This is a genomic window from Moorena sp. SIOASIH, assembly GCF_010671925.1.
Lineage (GTDB): Bacteria > Cyanobacteriota > Cyanobacteriia > Cyanobacteriales > Coleofasciculaceae > Moorena.
In genome coordinates this window covers 645,899-661,304 of the sequence record NZ_JAAHIH010000005.1, presented here as the reverse complement: position 1 = coordinate 661,304, position 15,406 = coordinate 645,899, and the positions used below count along the sequence as shown (strand labels likewise).

Sequence of the window (15,406 nt, the reverse complement as noted above, 5' to 3'; positions counted from 1 at the left end):
TTATATCCCCCGACGTTCCCTTTCTACCATTAGTTTACGAGCCAGAATACGACTGACTTGTTCAGCCACTTTAATTAAATCTATCCCTGATGCTGATGCTGTTTCTGGGGTAGACATCGGGGTTGTAGCATTTCCCGACTTTGCTTGAACCGTAGAGTTTTCCACTGCATTGGTTTGACGTGCGATCGCTCCATTCGGTTTTATTTGGGTGATTGCTAGAGGTAGAGGCAGTTTCTGATGATTGGAGCTTGTGGTTGATAACCCTTTACTAGCCTGGATGGTATTAGCCTCGATGGTATTGGTAGTTTTCAGCCAAACCCTGTTTAACTCAGATGAGGAAGATAACTGGGTAGGGGTTGTGGAAACTACACTAGGGTTACTAGCAATTGAGGCTTTTTGGGATAGTTGTACAGGTAAATTTTCCTGCTGTTTTTGTATTATATCAGTTGGTTGATAGTTTGTTTCTGCTAGTTTGGTTTGGATAATTCCTTTACTTAAAGGTTTATTTTTAGCTTGAATTGTGCTTTGGTATGATGGACTATTTGTTTTAGCGAGAGGTAAATCTGGACTAGAGTTACTGTGACTTATAGTGTGGGAATGACTAGCTTTCCTTATGGTATCACCTTGAGAGGTAATCTGACCTAATTTGGGCTGATTCGGGATAACTTTTGCTTGAATTACAGTCTCATGGTTATCCTCTTTTCTAGATACTGTAGTTGGGGATGATGGACTATTTGTTTTAGCGAGAGGTAAATCTGGACTAGAGTTACTGTGACTTATAGTTTGGGAATGACTAGCTTGATTGATGGTGGGACTTTGAGAGATTATTTTACCAGAAGGTTGCGAGAGTTTAGCTTGAATTACAGTCTCATCGTTATCCTCTTTTCTAGATACTTTAGTTGGGGATGAGGCACTTGTAGTTTTAGCGAGAGGTAAATCTGGACTAGAGTTACTGTGACTTATAGTTTGGGAATGACTAGCTTGATTGATGGTGGGACTTTGAGAGATTATTTTACCAGAAGGTTGCGAGAGTTTAGCTTGAATTACAGTCTCATCGTTATCCTCTTTTCTAGATACTTTAGTTGGGGATGAGGCACTTGTAGTTTTAGCGAGAGGTAAATCTGGGCTAGAGTTACTGTGACTTATAGTTTGGGAATGACTAGCTTGAGTGATGGTGGGAGTTTTAGAGATTATTTTACCAGAAGTTGGCGAGAGTTTAGCTTGAATTACAGTCTCATGGTTATCCTCTTTTCTAGATACTTGACTTGGGGATGAGGCACTTGTAGTTTTAGCGAGAGGTAAATCTGGGCTAGAGTTACTGTGACTTATAGTTTGGGAATGACTAGCTTGAGTAATGGTGGGATTTTGAGATATTATTTTACCAGAAATTGGCGAGAGTTTAGCTTGAATTACAGTATCCTCGTTATCCTCTTTTCTAGATACTGTAGTTGGGGATGATGGACTATTTGTTTTAGCCAGAGGTAAATCTTGAGCTGAGTTTTGAAAAGAATCACCTGGAGAGGTAATCTGACTTGATTTGGGCTGATTAGGGGTAATTTTGGTTTGAATTACCGTATCTGAGCTATCCTCTTTTCTAGAAACGGTACTTGAAGATGATGGACTATTGGTTTGAGAAAGAGGTAGATCTGGAATAGATTTACTTTGAACTCTAGCAACATTACTAGGGCGTGTCTTCAAACTCGGAGATCCCCCTAAATCCCCCTTAAAAAAGGGGGACTTTGAGTATGGCTCCCCCCTTAATAAGGGGGGCTGGGGGGGATCTAAATCTTGCGGAAAACTTTGAAAATACGCCCTAGCATTAGCTGCTGTCATGGTTGCTTTTCGACTAATCCGCAAAGTTCCCGATTTTTCAGGGTAGGGAGGTGACAAAGAGCTACTGGTTTCACCTTGAGTTGGAGTTACTGTAGGATTGGTACTAGATTTAGTACTAGATTTAGGGCGTTGCTGAATTGAAGTATGAATGGGGGATCGTCTGATTTTGGTCAAGCCCCCTAAATCCCCCAGCGAGGGATTGCTCGCTGGGGGACTTTCAGAGTTTTGTTCCCCCCAGAATTGGGGGGCTAGGGGGGCGGAATCATACCCAGAATCAGCAACGCTAGATTTAGTATCTCTTTGCGCTTGTACAGCATGAGACTCATGACGTGATAAGGTATTAACTTCTGCCAAGGTTGCTTTGCGATTAATCTTAAGCTGTGGTTGTGTTCCTTGCCTACTTCCCTTCTCCCCAGTGTCCTTAATTGTCTTCCCAAGGGGACTAGAGGAAGCAGACTTAGGCTTTTTTTCTACCAATGAAACTGGGGTTAATGAAACTGGGCTTTTACTCTGGTTGTGGTTAGTTTCTTTGACCAATGGCTTGGTCATTACTGTTACTTTATGGGATATTTCTGTCGGACTTTTCCCTACAATTTTCCTACTATTGTCCCTACTATTCTGAAATGCTATTGGTTGAGTCTGCACAAAGGTTTGAGCTGTTTTTCCCGTTCCTGAATAGCTGTCAGGATTGACTCGCCATTGCCCATCAAAGCCGTCCGCTGATTCTGTGCGCTGTCGCTGAAGACGTGACATGATCGCTGTAGGCTGCAAAACTCCAGAACCATAACGGAATTTTACTTGTTCCGGTAACATGGACTTTTGTACAAGTCTTCCCGCTGTGCTTTGAGTAGCTTGGTAATGAGAATGTAACTGCTGGGTATTAATGACCCCAGCAGGTTTAACCAGTCGCCGCTGTAGACGTTGCCCTAAGGTTGAACTGTAAGGAAAATCTTCCATTATTTTGTTGCAATATAAAGAGTAGGGAGCAGGGAGCAGGGAGCAGGGAGCAGGGAGCAGGGAGTAGGGAGTAGGGAGCAGTAACGGGCAAGATGCCCGTTCCACCCACCAGGTCAAGTAGCTTTGAGGAGATGCACCCCAGCTCAATAGCGATCGCTAATTTTGTGAGCCTTTAGATAAACTCTATCTGAACGGGCAAGATGCCCGTTCCACCCACCAGGTCAAGTAGCTTTGAGGAGATGCACCCCAGCTCAATAGCGATCGCTAATTTTGTGAACCTTCAGATAAACTCTATCTGACCGGTTTGGGCATTCAAACGTCGATTAATCTGGGCAACTTCCTCCACCCACCGTCGCCGCTGACTGTGTTCCATGGCCATGATCGATTCATAGTGCCAATGAAAGTGGTAGGCCAGATAGGCTACCTCCTGATGGAGTTGATCCAGGGGGTAGCCTAAGATTCCCCCGACATATCTAGTTCCACGGCAAAATCTTTTTCACAGTGGGGACAGATAATCTGGAGCGATCGCATGCCATTGCCATTGATGCGATTGTACAGATCCTGCAAATAAGCTAAATCAGAGGCAAATAACCCTTCAATCACTTTTGGGTTAATCATTTCCACAGAGCCGATGCGGGTGACCACCCGAGATAGCAGAATCACAATTAAATAGGCTGGGTTAGATTGTACGCGAGGGTCTTTCAGGGGCACAATTTCATCAGCAGCCGTCGCCAATCGCATTGTTCCTTCCCGATGTAAATTCCCCTGTTTGTCCACATAACCTGCTGGTAATGTAAACTCATACTCAGTTTGCAGCATTGTTGCTTGCTCAGGCATGGTGAAATTAGTCATAATTTATGCCCGCTCCAGACGTTCACAACTCACGGTTAGGGTATCAATAGCAACATCACTTCCTTTGGCATCCAAACTAGGTGCTTCATACTTACTAGCCCAGGCATTGAAGAAGTTCCAGCGTACTTTCTCCTGTCCGGTATCATCAAGCAGAATGATGGAACCATTTTTGCGTTCAACCTTGCCATTGACTGCGGCTAAGTGCCAGTCATAGAGTTCACGGGAATCGGTTATTCCCCATTTCAGGGAAATGTCAGGGTAACTGGCTTTCCCTCGCAGCTTACGTACTGTAGCATCGTCTCCACCTTCACGATATTCAACGATTTCTACTTCAGAACCAAAACCACTACATTCAGAAAATCCTGCCTGAACAATACCATCAATTTCCATCAGGAAACGAAAGTTCTTATAGGGATCAACTCTTGCCATGACTAAATCTCCTTTCCAGTTAGTTAGTTCAAAAGTTTATAGGGTTTCGTTGAGGAGATGTAAACCTAGGAGATCTTTTTTTATTTTAAAATAAAACTCCGGATCTCTTTCCCCTCTAGCATGCATGCCTTTTGCCTTTTGCCTTTTGCCTTTTTCGGCAATTCGCGTGTTTACAACCCAGATATAAATGCGCTTATTACTCACCAGCCATCTGTTGAATGCGGAAGATAACAAATTCCGCAGGCTTGACAATAGCTACCCCAATCAGAGTGACAACTTGTCCTGCTTCCCTTACCTCTTTGGGATTAGTTTCTGCATCGCACTTGACAAAGAAAGCTTGCTCCGGAGTTGCTCCAAACAAAGCTCCATCCCGCCATTCATTTAACAAGAAGTCACCTACTGTCCGTTGAATCCGTTGCCACAGGGCTAGATTATTCGGTTCAAAGACAGCAAACTGTGTCCCCTCATCAATGGACTCCCGCAGGAAATTAAAGTAACGACGGGTGCTAATGTACTTATATTCTCCGTTGTCATCCCCTCCCAGGGTGCGCGCTCCCCAAACTTTGATATTGCCTTTAAAAGAGCGAATGATATTAATTCCTAGAGGATTTAAACCGTCTTGGTCTGCTCTGGTGAGGTTGTATTCCAAATCTAGAGCGCCTCGAATCACTTCATTAGCTGGGGCTTTAAACACACCCCTTTCTCCATCGACTCGTGCGTAAACCCCAGCCATGTGTCCACTGGGAGGCAGGATTATACTGCCATTGCTTGATGGGTCTAGAATTTGTTGGGCAGGGTCAAAAACCGTAATCCAGGGGAAGTAAAGAGCCGCGTAGTTACTATCTCTGGTACTACCTTTAATGTTGTCTCGGTCAAGAGTGGTAGGGTTTTGTTGCCCATCGAGAATGGCAAATCTGTCTTGGAGGTTTTCACAGTGCTCTATAACAGCTTGTTGTTCTGCTTGGCTGGTAATCCCAGGAATAGCCACCATAGTAATTTCGTCAATAGCAGCAAAACTATTGAGAGCATCAGCTAAGTCGGGATTAGCATTAATCCGGATCACATAGCACCTGGTGCCACCATTATTGAAGAAACCGTAGACTGCTTGAGCAAAACGACTCCAGGCGTTGAGTTGATCGTCATTAAACTCAGTTGGATTTACATCTGTGAGATCCTCAAGAGTCTTGTCCCCAACTAAGTCAGCAAAGGTAGTGACGAACTGACTCCAATTAGTCACCAACTTAGGGGTTCCGGCTTCCGGAAGAGTCTTTGTTTCCACTTTGAGCGTAACAGTGGTAGTGCCATCACTAGTAGTTTCAACGACACGCTCGGCAGGAAGTTGGATACTTTCGGGTACGATACCGATAAATCCAGCTATACTGGTAGCCACTCCAGCAATAGGTCGAGATGAGGGTGGAACTTCTTCAACATATACGCCTGGCGAAAGATACTGTGGCATAATTTAACTCCTTGATTAAACAGAATTTACTGTTGTATAGGAAAGGGAATAGGGAACAGGGAGTAGGGAGTAGGGAGTAGGGAGTAGGGAGTAGGGAGTAGGGAGTAGGGAGTAGCTATGCAGCCCGGTCTTGGGAGTTTCCCCCACTCGCGCTTTGCATCAAGACGGGAGTAGGGAATATGGCATCAAAAATTCTCACAATTCCTACACGGATCCCTATAGTTGTAGGTTGTAATTACTTGTGCTGGTGTCTACTGGGATAGTGATAGTAACCTCCTGTACTACATCCTCTAACTGCACCCGTAAGGTATAAGCACCAGCAGGAATTGCCCCGATGCTATAGTTTCCATCTCTATCAGTGGCTGCCCTGAGATTACGCTCAACCAAAATAACCGTTGCGCCTACAACAGGGTTATTGTCAGCATCGGTAACTTGCCCACCAATGCGGAAAAATTGTTGTTCGGTGCCTGGCACCAGTGGTGGTGAGGATGGTAAGATCCTCTGACCTAAAAATCCTGATTGAGTGCTAGGCACCAGTGGTAGTGAGGATGGTGAAATCCGCTGACCTAATCGCCAATTTTGAGTAATGACAATGGGGGTTGGCTCTGGCTCAAATAGTTCCTTGATCGCAATGGTTACTGTGACTGTGATCGAAGGACGTAATTGATTCCCCAATGCAGTCCAAAACTCAGCAGTGCTTTGTACTCCATCTAGTTGAGCAGTTACCATTGGTAAGGCTGGTTCTTGCCCAGCAAGTCGGGTATTTTCTAAAAAAGGTATTTCTGGAATAGTTGGATAGGCTAAGAATACTTGCAGCACTTGGCTGAGTAATCGGTGTTCTTGCAGGGGTAATTCTTCGGCACCAATGGGCCAAGCTGTGACTAAATAAGAACAGGCTATGCGCTTTGGAGGATTATGAATAATTGCCTCTCCATTGCGCCTCTCGATCGTTGGTTCATTATTACGTAGTTCCAGGTGTTCCCGAATATCGTACAGAAATAAATTCACCGTCGTCTGTCCAGGACTAAACGTTTCTGAGGGACGCTCAAAGGAAATTTGAGCCTCCGCTAATTCTGGAAACCTCGACGATAGGCTGGTCTGTTCCAAAATTCTTCTCAACACTTGACTCAGATCGCTAATCATCCTGACTGACCTGGTTGGATTTACTGAGCAGCCACGCACCAGACTCTCAAAGCCTAGGGCGTGTTTGTCAACGTAATTATTATTAATTTTTCAGAGATCCTGTACAAGTCACGTTTTCTAGCTAGTCAAGTTTGACTAGCTCATTTGAACTAATCGATTTGGACTAGCAAAATTTTGTGACTTGTTTGTGAAATCCAAAATTGATAAATTAACGCTATTCCTATGGAGATAGGGAGATGGGTAGTAAGCATTCAGCCGTCAGCCGTCAGCCGTCAGCCGTCAGCCGTCAGCCGTCAGCCGTCAGCCGTCAGCCGTCAGCATTCAGCTGACGTAACAAAGATTAAACGAATGCTTACTTGTTTTATTTAAAAGCTGATAGCTGATAGCTGATAGCTGATAGCTGATAGCTGATAGCTGATAGCTGATAGCTGATAGCTGATAGCACCTCAAGTAGCGCTAATCGCTGATAGCTGATAGCTGATAGCTGATAGCTGATAGCTAATCGCTGATAGCTGATAGCTGATAGCTGATAGCTGATAGCTGATAGCTGATAGCTGATAGCTGATAGCTGAATACTTACGATGGGTAGATGGGTAGATGGGGAAATAGAGAGATGGAGAGATCGGGAAATGAGGAGATAAAATTGATGGCTAGCCGTAATTTACAGAATTGGGATAAAAACTGCTATTTTAATGGGAGTGACGTCTTTAAAATGCTGATAACTCCCCTTTTCAGCCAACTTGATTCCAAGCAATGGATCTGTGTACTGGATCCAGCCTTGGCGCTCTCCTATTATGGAGTCCACATAGCTCAGCAGCTAGGAGAAATAATGGAACTCTGGATAGCAAGAGAGCTTTGGCATATTCTCAACAATACTAAGTTTTATTTACAACAACCAGAACTACTTATTCCCAAAAGCACTCTCAATGACAAGGCATCTGAACAGGACAGAGCAACCTTAGAGAGTGTAATTTGGGCACTTCAAGAGTGGAAACGATTACAAAGCGAGAATGATTTGCTAGGACTCAATCTATTCTGGCTGGGCGATAGTCTAAGGGAGTCTTTACTGCCAAAAGGTACAACTATCAAGCTCTTGCCACGATGGGAATACTTAGCACGCTTATTAGATCGACGCATTAACCAGTCACAGGGGACCAATGATACCTTAATGGCGTCATTTCGGGATACTTTAGCCCTAAGTGCGAGTTTAGGTTCTGCTTTTATACTTAGCTATCAGAATCCTACAGATTTTAGTAATAATCGTCCTCCAGATATCTGCAAAGCTTTGGACAACTTGGGAATCTCTTGCGAACTGGTCAGTCCGCAGGATCGAATTGTGGCTTTGGAATCGGACTACTTACGCCAATTGATGATTTACACCGGACTGGCAAAACTTTTATGGGAAGGGCTTCATCTGTGTATTATACATCTTGTGACACCTGCAGTGCCAGCATCTGACAGAATGTCTAAGCTGTCTTGGAGCGATAACGTTGCCTGTGATCCTGAAGACTTGGGGAATTTCCCAGAGTTGAAGAAGGATCTATGGATAAATACTAAAGCGTTCTGGTATAGTCTTTCGATGTGAGATGTAAACATAGAACTAAACCCTTTAGAGAAGAGAAAACTCCGGATCGGCTAACAGGAGTAAGGAATACAGCGTTTTTTTGATTAGAAAAAATAACCATCTAGTTTTACAACTCATTTGTAAAGCCTAGAGAAATTATAAGTTTTTTAACAATTTAATTCCTTTTTGATTCCTATTCAACAAAATGGAAGGGGGGTAAGACCATCCATGGATCGGATCTTCCTAAATCATTTGTGAATAGTTATAGCAATCGGTGTAATGGTGTTGACAAATTTAAGGAACGAAGCTATGCAGCGAAGTTTTAGGGAGCTCAATCATTCCCTGATTCAAAGTTACCTATTTCCTATTCCCTACACACAGCGCTATAGTTTTTGCGTCAGCAGTCAGCCCTCAGCAGTCAGCAGTCAGCAGTCAGCCGTAGCCCAAATCGCTGTTCGCTAATAGCTGAACGCGCACGCGTGCGCGTAGCGCATAAACTGAAAACTGAACGCGCACGCGTGCGCGTAGCGCTAATCGCTGTTCGCTAATAGCTGATAGCTGATAGCTGATAGCTGATAGCTATCAGCTTACTTTTATCTTTCCCCAGGTTCCGCTCATCAATCAAACAGGATGTTTATAGGTACTTGACATTTTTATTATGAAAGAGAAACTTAATTTTCCTCTTTATCGTCAAGATATAGCTAGTAAAGATCTAGAATCAGAGTTAGGAAATCAAGTGATTGGTAAGCTGTTTATCAATAATTCTTGTTTTTTAGTTTGTGAAACAAACCACGAATTTAAAAGTAGTTTAGGGTCTAGCTCTAATTCACCCCCTGAAAGCAGTTGTCCTTTGAATGCAGTTGGTTATCTGGAGGTAAATGGAAAAGTTTATGCAATTACAGAATTCCAAGACAATACTACTTCCGCCACATCTCATCTTGCTAGTCTCTTAACAGAACGAGAGTTACAAATTGTTACTCTTGTTGCTTCAGGTCAGTCTAATAAGCTAATTGCTAAACACCTTGAAATTAGTGAATGGACAGTTTCGGCTCATCTACGTCGGATCTTCCTGAAGCTGGATGTCGATAGTCGAGCCGCTATGGTTTATCAATGTGCTCCTTTGATTCAGCAATTAGAAATGAAGTAGCTAAGCGCGTTTGTATCTGGGTTGTAAACACACTTCTTGCTCAAAAAGGCAAGAGGCAAGAGGCATGCATGCTAGAGGGGAAAGAGATCCGAAGTTTTATTGTCCAAGAAAAAAAGACCATACAAGTTTACATCTCAAATACAAACGCGCTTATAGGCTGAGTAACTGCATTGCTGTGGCCAAGCCAGTGCGATCGCATCATCTGGTCGAGCACTCGATGCGATCGCATAATCTGGTCGAGCACTCGATGCGATCGCATAATCTTGTGGAGCACTCGATGCGATCGCATAATCTTGTGGAGCACTCGATGCGATCGCATCATATTTTCAGGCACGAAACGCGATGCTCTGAAAGAGCCGCTACGCGAACGCGTAATATTTTCAGGCACGAAACGCGATGCTCTGAAAGAGCCGCTACGCGAACGCACTTTTGCCTCTTGCCTCTTGCCTCTTGCCTTGCCTCTTGCCTCTTGCCTCTTGCCTATTGCCTCTTGCCTATTGCCTCTTGCCTTGCCTATTGCCTATTGCCTATTGCCTCTTGCCTATTGCCTCTTGCCCCAACAGATGCCATATTCCCTACTCCCTACTCCCTACTCCCTACTTTGGTATAGTTGCCAATTCACCTAAATGTTTTAATACCCCCAAGACCTGGTACAAATCATTGTCTGGATTGAACAGATCGAAGAGTCTAGATACAGCATAGTGTGATGTTTCTCCTTTCACCAATTTCAAAAACCGAAAACTGCTGCCATTGAGAATCAAGCCATAGGTCGGTCGATGGGGATGAGGATTGGCTAACATATACGTCAGTAATTGGGCTCTGCCAACTTCCAGGGAAAAAGCAGCTTGTTTCGATTCGATCACTACTACCCAAAATTGGTCGTACACAGCTAATACATCGATCTGTCCCCTAATAATTACCCCTTCATCTTCCAGGGAAATTTCGATAGATTTTTCCGATCTGATCCGAAAGGGCGACAGGTAGAACCCAGCCAAATCCAACAGGGGAGATAGGACTACCATTTTTACAGTATTTTCCAACAGGGGCGGATAGGCCACTAAATTATAATAGCTCGCCTTAACCCGATCTAATCTTTGCTTTTCTGCTTCAGTAATTTCGGGGAGATTATCTTGCCATTCTCTAAAAAAATGGTCATTTTCAATTAACTTAAGACCAAACTTATCCGTTAATTCATGTAAAGTAATTTCTTTGGCTGGGAGAGTTGTAACCATAATTGTTCAAGTTTTTAATTAGTCACATCAATGTCTATACCAAAGGGAACAGGGAACAGGGAACAGGGAGTAGGGAGTAGCGATGCAGAGGTTTTGGGGGTTTCCCCCATGAGCGACTGCATCAAGACGGGAGTAGGGAAAAGGAAACAAAAATTCTCACAATTCCTACACAGATTGGTATACCTTAAAAAAGTGGTGTACCGCGAAGTTGATTTCTACGGGATTGACTGTAGGTCACGCTACGCGAAAGCACTCAAAAAATCTTAACCAATATCTTACAGCACTCAAGTAAAGTCTAGCATATAGTAGCTTTTACCCAACATCAAAATTAATTTAAAATTACACATAAATGAGTCTATAAATAGCTAATTTTAATATTTGTAAATAAATGTAAATATTATTCATTTAGCCATTGCATTTTTTCGAAAAGTTATCTATACTATAGAAGGTAAAGATCGATACTAATAGCCGCGCTGGTCAGAACCGTTAATAACTACCAGCGCGGCTTTCCTCCCAACCAAGTAGGAGTTACTTCCATGATGGCAGACAAATCACGATCATCAATCCCAGCTTTTAAGCAACCCACCGGTGCTAATCATGCTGGTTTGGTTAAGAGTTGGAATTTTTTACTCTTTTCCGCTTGCAGCGTTACCCTGTCCAGGGCGCAGCGTACAATATCCTGGGATTAGCCCAAACGGCTACGCTTCGCGTAGGCACTAAAACCCAGAACAAAAGTACCTCACCTATTTGGTAAATGCTATACTATTAGTTTATAAGCAGGTGCACAAAATTAATTACACATTTTCCAAAACTCAAAGTCTTACGATGTAAGGGGTACAGAGATTGGTAGTAGGAAATTAATTTTGTTTAGGTGCTTAGTAAATTTTAGTAAGCAATAAATACTCTATTTAGTCAATAAATTGAAATCAAAAATGAGCCGAGAATTTAATGTAATTATCGAGCGGGATGCTGATGGCTACTTTGTAGCTTCTGTTCCTACTCTTAAAGGGTGTCATACCCAAGCCAAATCTTTGGATGAATTGATGGAGCGCATTCGAGAAGCGATCGCCCTTTGTTTGGAATTTGAAGAAAATGTAGAAGATTCCCTCGACTTCGTTGGTGTACAGCGAGTTGCAGTGGAAGTATGAGTCAATTACCAAGTTTAACTGGACGGGAAATTATTGCAGCACTGGAGAAAGCAGGGTTTACAGTGGCGAGGGTACGTGGAAGTCACCATATTTTAATTCATGATGACGGACGTAGAACAGTTATCCCGGTACATTCTGGTGAAACCATTGGACGTGGTTTATTGTCCCAAATCTTGCGTGACACTCAGCTTAGTCGTGAGGAATTCAGGGAATTGTTGTGATGGCTGTGTCAATCCACTACAAGCTCGTGGCATTAGCCCAAAGGGCTAGGGCTTGACGTAGGCACTGGCAATCAATGCTCCGTTCGCGTTAAGAGGACAAAATCTAATGCGCTATGCAGTTGTTATTGAAAAAGGAAAAAATAGCTACGGTGCTTATGTTCCCGATCTTCCTGGGTGTGTTGCGGTGGCAGAAACATTAGAAGAAGTTAAACAATTAATTACTGAGGCAGTGATTTTTCATTTGGAAGGATTAAAAGAAGATGGATTAACTGCTCCTGAATCAGTGTCATTCTGTGAGTATATTGAGGTGGCTTAGGGCGCACCCATCACACTCAAGCAGAAACGATCCTGTGCGGTATCAAATTAAATTATAGCATTTCTAGGACTCATGAGGTACACATTATTTTTTACCTCTTCCCTCTTCTCTTCCCCTCCTGGGAGGGGTTAGGGGTGGGTTCCTCTTACCTGCTCCCTGCTCCCTGCTCCCTGCTCCCTAAAAACCATAAATTTGTACCTCACAATTCGTAGAATTGCTATAGTAATTTATAATGTGAAACAGGAGGTAATTGTTCAATGGCTGTAGAGCAATATCGCCAGTATATTCGACATCTTCTTTCGCAACGTGCTCAACGGGCTTCACGGCAAACAATTGCACCAGAATACGTAGGTGCGCTTTCCAATGGGCGAGTAAATCGCCCTTGGGTCGCACCTGAGGTTCAGACTGTCTTTGATACAGAGCAGGATCACTACCAACTGCTCTATGTTGGTTGGCGTGGGAATAAACGTGATTTTGGCTGTATTTTACATGTTGATATCAAGGGTGGAAAAATTTGGATTCAGCATGACGGCACGGAAGAGGGACTTGCCAACCGATTAGTGGAAATGGGAGTGCCTAAACAGGATATTGTTTTAGCTTTTCATGAACCTGAAGTACGGGAGTTTACCGGTTTTGGTATAGGTTAAGGGTTAGAATAGATTTATAGATTAACGCCGAAATACGGGGGTTTCAATAACTATCAAGTACACAGAATTGTTTTCCTGCTCCCTGCTCCCTGCTCCCTGCTCCCTGCTCCCTGCTCCCTGCTCCCTAAAAACCAGAGATTTGTACCTCATGGGTATAAGACTTGCTATATATTATAATACATGTATGTACATCTCTAAATAAACTGATGTTTGATTACGAAATAACATCTCCAAACGATGCTAAAAATAACTTCTTTAAGTTGTTGGATATAGTTGCAGAAAATAATCAGGTATATATCATCAATCGTCGTGATGGGGAGAATGTTGCTTTGATTACAGAATCTGATTTGAGGAGTTTAGTAGAGACAGTTTATCTGTTAAGAAGCCCTACCAATGCAATGCGCCTGCTGGATGCAATTGAGGAGTCTAAGGCTGGAAAAATAAAACCTCAAACCATTGAAGAACTTTACTCTGAGTTGGGCATTGAGCAAGAAGAAGAAGAAAAGGGCTGAATCCGATCAAGTAAAGCCAGTGGTTGTTAATCGCACTCCTGGTTTTAGCTCTAGGTTTAAGGAAGATTTGGCTTGGTGGTTTAAGCACGATTTTAAAGTCGCGTCGAAAATTTTGGATTTAGTTACTGCTGTCATGGACAATCCATTTGAGGGCATTGGTAAACCAGAACCATTAAAGTATATGGATGCAGATATTTGGTCACGACGTATTGATTTAGAGCATCGGCTGGTTTATCGGGTTGGAAGTACTAAGATTGATTTTCTGGCTTGTCGGTATCATTATGAGTAGTCTTTCAGTCCGCGATAGTAAAATCTGGATTCACTACGATGGGATTGAGGATGGTATCACGGATGAATTGGTTGCCACAGGAGTTCCGAAGGATAGGATTGTTCTTGCTTTTCATCCCCCTGATATTCGTCAACATACTGGGTATGGGATTGCATAGCAAAGGTAACACTCCAGTAGGGTGATAATGATGTTTTTTTTGGTTAAGATAAGGTTTTTGATATGACAAGTTTATTACAGTATGTCACGAATGAGCAGGGGGAACGAATTGGGGTTTTATTGGACTGGAACACCTATTCTCGACTCGCTAATCCATTAGGGTTGGATGAGGAGTGTTTACTTGGTTTGAGTGTAGATGAGTTAGAAGCACTGGCAACTTGTAAATTGGCTGTGGCGGATCAAACTCGTTTGGATGATTTAGTGGCGAGAAATGTAGAATCATTGCTCTGCACTGATGAGGTGGCTGAGTTAGATGACTTGTTGGGAAAGGCGGATCAATTGACCATTCTCAAAACTCGCGCCAGATATACACTTAAGTGCTTAGAAAATGGGACAACAGCAGCGTGAGTGTTTACATTCGGATTCAGTTACAGCGACAAATTTGTAATCGCTTTAGTTATTCTATTTATCAACAATTTTGATTCTTATTTTTCAGACGTTGAGCGAGTAGACAATCCTCAAAGCTCAATGCTTCTTGGTCTAGGAAGTTGGAAATTGCCATTTCAATGGTAGCTTCCAGGGAACATTCCAATTCTGTAGACTTTTCCTGGAGTGCAACGTTTATGTAGTCAGGCAAATACTTGACAAGCTGAGCGATCGCTTCTGGGGAAAGGTGTTGGGTGGTGAAGGTTTGAGTCATAAGACTAGGGTTGGTTAAACGGGCATCAGGTGTGGAACCAGCATCTTGGGTGGAACTGGCATCTTGCCAGTTTCATGCTTATTATCGGGCGGGCATCTTGCCGTGGAACTGGCATCAGGTGTGGAACTGGCATCTTGCCAGTTTCAAGATATTATCAGGCGGGCAGGATGCCCACTCTACTCCTATTCATGGGAAGATTCAGCAACCCTCTATCGATTGCTTTGCTCACTTATCCTGTCGAAGGACCCACTACAACACGTGCGATTAGCCCAACGGGCTAGGGCTTAGCCTACGCACTTTCAACGCTTCTTGAGAATTGAGTTTACGCTTTCCGTTTAATATATCTACAATCGTTTGCTCTTGCTCAAAAATACCTAACAAATCTTGTATCCTTAGATTATAGTCTTCCATTAATGTCTGTAATAATTCTGCATCGGTTAATTCGGGAAATTGTTCAGTTTTTTCTTCATAGTCATAGACTAACATCCCTAATACCCTGAGATAATCTTGATCATCTTGATTAAGCGGTTTTTGATCTAATAGGTCGTTGATTCTTTGTTGGGTGGCGATTAAGTCACCATCATTGGTAATGGGACGGGGCGCAAAGTCAGTGATTAATTTCAGGTAATAAGGACTAGGGTTGGTTAAACCAGTTGTCATTTTTCCATTTCTCTTTATCCTAGTCTGCCTTAGTATACTATTCCTTGGCTCAGTAACGCCATCGCCCAAGCATTCTCGACTAACTTCGCTGCACCAGCAACTGCACCAGATGGGTACCCTAAGCGCTAGCCGTTTGGGCTA

At 43.1% G+C, this 15,406-nt stretch carries 23 protein-coding genes; 13 read left to right on the top strand and 10 right to left on the bottom strand.

Going from position 1 to position 15,406, the window contains the following annotated elements; all coding sequences use genetic code 11:
* The 7 genes from F6J90_RS30015 to F6J90_RS29990 form a co-directional block, all read right to left on the bottom strand.
* The gene (locus F6J90_RS30015; RefSeq protein WP_293102195.1) at positions 1–2,937 is read right to left on the bottom strand and encodes a hypothetical protein; all 2,937 of its coding nucleotides are present in this window, start codon (positions 2,935–2,937) and stop codon (positions 1–3) included.
* A 133-nt stretch (positions 2,938–3,070) separates the two neighbouring features.
* A complete protein-coding gene (locus F6J90_RS43795; protein ID WP_366513936.1) occupies positions 3,071–3,235 on the bottom strand; it encodes a DUF6760 family protein in 165 nt (54 codons plus the stop codon).
* A gap of 8 nt (positions 3,236–3,243) precedes the next feature.
* Positions 3,244–3,642, bottom strand: coding sequence for a phage tail assembly protein (locus F6J90_RS30010; protein WP_334219983.1), 399 nt, complete (start codon positions 3,640–3,642; stop codon positions 3,244–3,246).
* Between the two features lie 3 nt (positions 3,643–3,645).
* Positions 3,646–4,071, bottom strand: coding sequence for a phage tail protein (locus F6J90_RS30005; RefSeq protein ID WP_293102193.1), 426 nt, complete (start codon positions 4,069–4,071; stop codon positions 3,646–3,648).
* Positions 4,072–4,267: 196 nt separating this feature from the next.
* Entirely contained in the window at positions 4,268–5,530 is a 1,263-nt protein-coding gene (locus tag F6J90_RS30000) for a phage tail sheath subtilisin-like domain-containing protein (RefSeq protein ID WP_293102190.1), read from the bottom strand.
* A 15-nt stretch (positions 5,531–5,545) separates the two neighbouring features.
* Positions 5,546–5,677, bottom strand: a complete 132-nt coding sequence (locus F6J90_RS29995; RefSeq protein WP_293102187.1) for a hypothetical protein — start codon at positions 5,675–5,677, stop codon at positions 5,546–5,548.
* A gap of 69 nt (positions 5,678–5,746) precedes the next feature.
* Positions 5,747–6,673 carry a Pvc16 family protein gene (locus F6J90_RS29990; RefSeq protein ID WP_293102184.1) on the bottom strand — a complete coding sequence of 309 codons (927 nt, stop codon included), beginning with the start codon at positions 6,671–6,673 and terminating at the stop codon, positions 5,747–5,749.
* A gap of 613 nt (positions 6,674–7,286) precedes the next feature.
* On the opposite strand from F6J90_RS29990, the gene F6J90_RS29985 reads away from it, so the two are divergent.
* From F6J90_RS29985 to F6J90_RS29970, 4 genes are all read left to right on the top strand, one after another.
* Positions 7,287–8,258, top strand: a complete 972-nt coding sequence (locus F6J90_RS29985; protein WP_293102181.1) for a hypothetical protein — start codon at positions 7,287–7,289, stop codon at positions 8,256–8,258.
* A 288-nt stretch (positions 8,259–8,546) separates the two neighbouring features.
* Positions 8,547–8,699: a hypothetical protein gene (locus tag F6J90_RS29980; RefSeq protein ID WP_293102178.1), complete on the top strand. Its 153-nt coding sequence runs from the start codon at positions 8,547–8,549 to the stop codon at positions 8,697–8,699.
* A gap of 196 nt (positions 8,700–8,895) precedes the next feature.
* Complete coding sequence (locus tag F6J90_RS29975) at positions 8,896–9,384, top strand: LuxR C-terminal-related transcriptional regulator (protein ID WP_293102175.1); 489 nt, start codon at positions 8,896–8,898, stop codon at positions 9,382–9,384.
* Between the two features lie 64 nt (positions 9,385–9,448).
* A complete protein-coding gene (locus F6J90_RS29970; protein ID WP_293102172.1) occupies positions 9,449–9,994 on the top strand; it encodes a hypothetical protein in 546 nt (181 codons plus the stop codon).
* On the opposite strand, the gene F6J90_RS29965 is transcribed toward F6J90_RS29970, so the two are convergent.
* Entirely contained in the window at positions 9,981–10,616 is a 636-nt protein-coding gene (locus F6J90_RS29965) for a restriction endonuclease subunit R (RefSeq protein WP_293102169.1), read from the bottom strand. The genes F6J90_RS29970 and F6J90_RS29965 overlap by 14 nt on opposite strands.
* Positions 10,617–11,548: 932 nt before the next feature.
* On the opposite strand from F6J90_RS29965, the gene F6J90_RS29960 reads away from it, so the two are divergent.
* The 8 genes from F6J90_RS29960 to F6J90_RS29925 all read left to right on the top strand — a co-directional run bounded on the left by F6J90_RS29960 (position 11,549) and on the right by F6J90_RS29925 (position 14,313).
* A complete protein-coding gene (locus F6J90_RS29960; RefSeq protein ID WP_293102167.1) occupies positions 11,549–11,764 on the top strand; it encodes a type II toxin-antitoxin system HicB family antitoxin in 216 nt (71 codons plus the stop codon).
* Positions 11,761–11,985, top strand: a complete 225-nt coding sequence (locus F6J90_RS29955) for a type II toxin-antitoxin system HicA family toxin (RefSeq protein ID WP_293067266.1) — start codon at positions 11,761–11,763, stop codon at positions 11,983–11,985. The genes F6J90_RS29960 and F6J90_RS29955 overlap by 4 nt, the downstream gene beginning before the upstream one ends.
* A gap of 106 nt (positions 11,986–12,091) precedes the next feature.
* On the top strand, positions 12,092–12,301 hold the full coding sequence (locus tag F6J90_RS29950) for a type II toxin-antitoxin system HicB family antitoxin (protein WP_293102164.1): 210 nt from the start codon (positions 12,092–12,094) through the stop codon (positions 12,299–12,301).
* Positions 12,302–12,558: 257 nt separating this feature from the next.
* Positions 12,559–12,948, top strand: a complete 390-nt coding sequence (locus F6J90_RS29945) for a XisI protein (RefSeq protein ID WP_293102161.1) — start codon at positions 12,559–12,561, stop codon at positions 12,946–12,948.
* A gap of 206 nt (positions 12,949–13,154) precedes the next feature.
* On the top strand, positions 13,155–13,460 hold the full coding sequence (locus F6J90_RS29940) for a type II toxin-antitoxin system prevent-host-death family antitoxin (protein ID WP_293102159.1): 306 nt from the start codon (positions 13,155–13,157) through the stop codon (positions 13,458–13,460).
* On the top strand, positions 13,405–13,749 hold the full coding sequence (locus F6J90_RS29935) for a Txe/YoeB family addiction module toxin (RefSeq protein ID WP_293102156.1): 345 nt from the start codon (positions 13,405–13,407) through the stop codon (positions 13,747–13,749). Before F6J90_RS29940 ends, F6J90_RS29935 begins: the two co-directional genes overlap by 56 nt.
* On the top strand, positions 13,742–13,906 hold the full coding sequence (locus F6J90_RS29930) for an element excision factor XisI family protein (RefSeq protein WP_366513915.1): 165 nt from the start codon (positions 13,742–13,744) through the stop codon (positions 13,904–13,906). Before F6J90_RS29935 ends, F6J90_RS29930 begins: the two co-directional genes overlap by 8 nt.
* A gap of 62 nt (positions 13,907–13,968) precedes the next feature.
* Positions 13,969–14,313 carry a hypothetical protein gene (locus tag F6J90_RS29925; RefSeq protein ID WP_293102153.1) on the top strand — a complete coding sequence of 115 codons (345 nt, stop codon included), beginning with the start codon at positions 13,969–13,971 and terminating at the stop codon, positions 14,311–14,313.
* 61 nt (positions 14,314–14,374) lie between these two features.
* Here the strand turns inward: F6J90_RS29925 and F6J90_RS29920 are convergent, their stop codons facing one another.
* Positions 14,375–14,605 carry a hypothetical protein gene (locus tag F6J90_RS29920; protein WP_293102150.1) on the bottom strand — a complete coding sequence of 77 codons (231 nt, stop codon included), beginning with the start codon at positions 14,603–14,605 and terminating at the stop codon, positions 14,375–14,377.
* Positions 14,606–14,615: 10 nt separating this feature from the next.
* On the opposite strand from F6J90_RS29920, the gene F6J90_RS29915 reads away from it, so the two are divergent.
* The gene (locus F6J90_RS29915; protein ID WP_293102147.1) at positions 14,616–14,873 is read left to right on the top strand and encodes a hypothetical protein; all 258 of its coding nucleotides are present in this window, start codon (positions 14,616–14,618) and stop codon (positions 14,871–14,873) included.
* On the opposite strand, the gene F6J90_RS29910 is transcribed toward F6J90_RS29915, so the two are convergent.
* Entirely contained in the window at positions 14,870–15,265 is a 396-nt protein-coding gene (locus F6J90_RS29910) for a transcriptional regulator (RefSeq protein WP_293102143.1), read from the bottom strand. The two genes, F6J90_RS29915 and F6J90_RS29910, sit on opposite strands and share 4 nt — an antisense overlap.
* Between the last annotated feature and the right edge of the window lie 141 nt (positions 15,266–15,406).

Bases quoted from the DNA above. Each gene is read 5' to 3' on its own strand.
- F6J90_RS30010 (WP_334219983.1), bottom strand. From the start codon at position 3,642: ATGACTAATTTCACCATGCCTGAGCAAGCAACAATGCTGCAAACTGAG.
- F6J90_RS30005 (WP_293102193.1), bottom strand. From the start codon at position 4,071: ATGGCAAGAGTTGATCCCTATAAGAACTTTCGTTTCCTGATGGAAATT.
- F6J90_RS30000 (WP_293102190.1), bottom strand. From the start codon at position 5,530: ATGCCACAGTATCTTTCGCCAGGCGTATATGTTGAAGAAGTTCCACCC.
- F6J90_RS29990 (WP_293102184.1), bottom strand. From the start codon at position 6,673: ATGATTAGCGATCTGAGTCAAGTGTTGAGAAGAATTTTGGAACAGACC.
- F6J90_RS29985 (WP_293102181.1), top strand. From the start codon at position 7,287: ATGGAGAGATCGGGAAATGAGGAGATAAAATTGATGGCTAGCCGTAAT.
- F6J90_RS29980 (WP_293102178.1), top strand. From the start codon at position 8,547: ATGCAGCGAAGTTTTAGGGAGCTCAATCATTCCCTGATTCAAAGTTAC.
- F6J90_RS29975 (WP_293102175.1), top strand. From the start codon at position 8,896: ATGAAAGAGAAACTTAATTTTCCTCTTTATCGTCAAGATATAGCTAGT.
- F6J90_RS29970 (WP_293102172.1), top strand. From the start codon at position 9,449: ATGCATGCTAGAGGGGAAAGAGATCCGAAGTTTTATTGTCCAAGAAAA.
- F6J90_RS29965 (WP_293102169.1), bottom strand. From the start codon at position 10,616: ATGGTTACAACTCTCCCAGCCAAAGAAATTACTTTACATGAATTAACG.
- F6J90_RS29960 (WP_293102167.1), top strand. From the start codon at position 11,549: ATGAGCCGAGAATTTAATGTAATTATCGAGCGGGATGCTGATGGCTAC.
- F6J90_RS29955 (WP_293067266.1), top strand. From the start codon at position 11,761: ATGAGTCAATTACCAAGTTTAACTGGACGGGAAATTATTGCAGCACTG.
- F6J90_RS29950 (WP_293102164.1), top strand. From the start codon at position 12,092: ATGCGCTATGCAGTTGTTATTGAAAAAGGAAAAAATAGCTACGGTGCT.
- F6J90_RS29945 (WP_293102161.1), top strand. From the start codon at position 12,559: ATGGCTGTAGAGCAATATCGCCAGTATATTCGACATCTTCTTTCGCAA.
- F6J90_RS29940 (WP_293102159.1), top strand. From the start codon at position 13,155: ATGTTTGATTACGAAATAACATCTCCAAACGATGCTAAAAATAACTTC.
- F6J90_RS29930 (WP_366513915.1), top strand. From the start codon at position 13,742: ATGAGTAGTCTTTCAGTCCGCGATAGTAAAATCTGGATTCACTACGAT.
- F6J90_RS29925 (WP_293102153.1), top strand. From the start codon at position 13,969: ATGACAAGTTTATTACAGTATGTCACGAATGAGCAGGGGGAACGAATT.
- F6J90_RS29920 (WP_293102150.1), bottom strand. From the start codon at position 14,605: ATGACTCAAACCTTCACCACCCAACACCTTTCCCCAGAAGCGATCGCT.
- F6J90_RS29910 (WP_293102143.1), bottom strand. From the start codon at position 15,265: ATGACAACTGGTTTAACCAACCCTAGTCCTTATTACCTGAAATTAATC.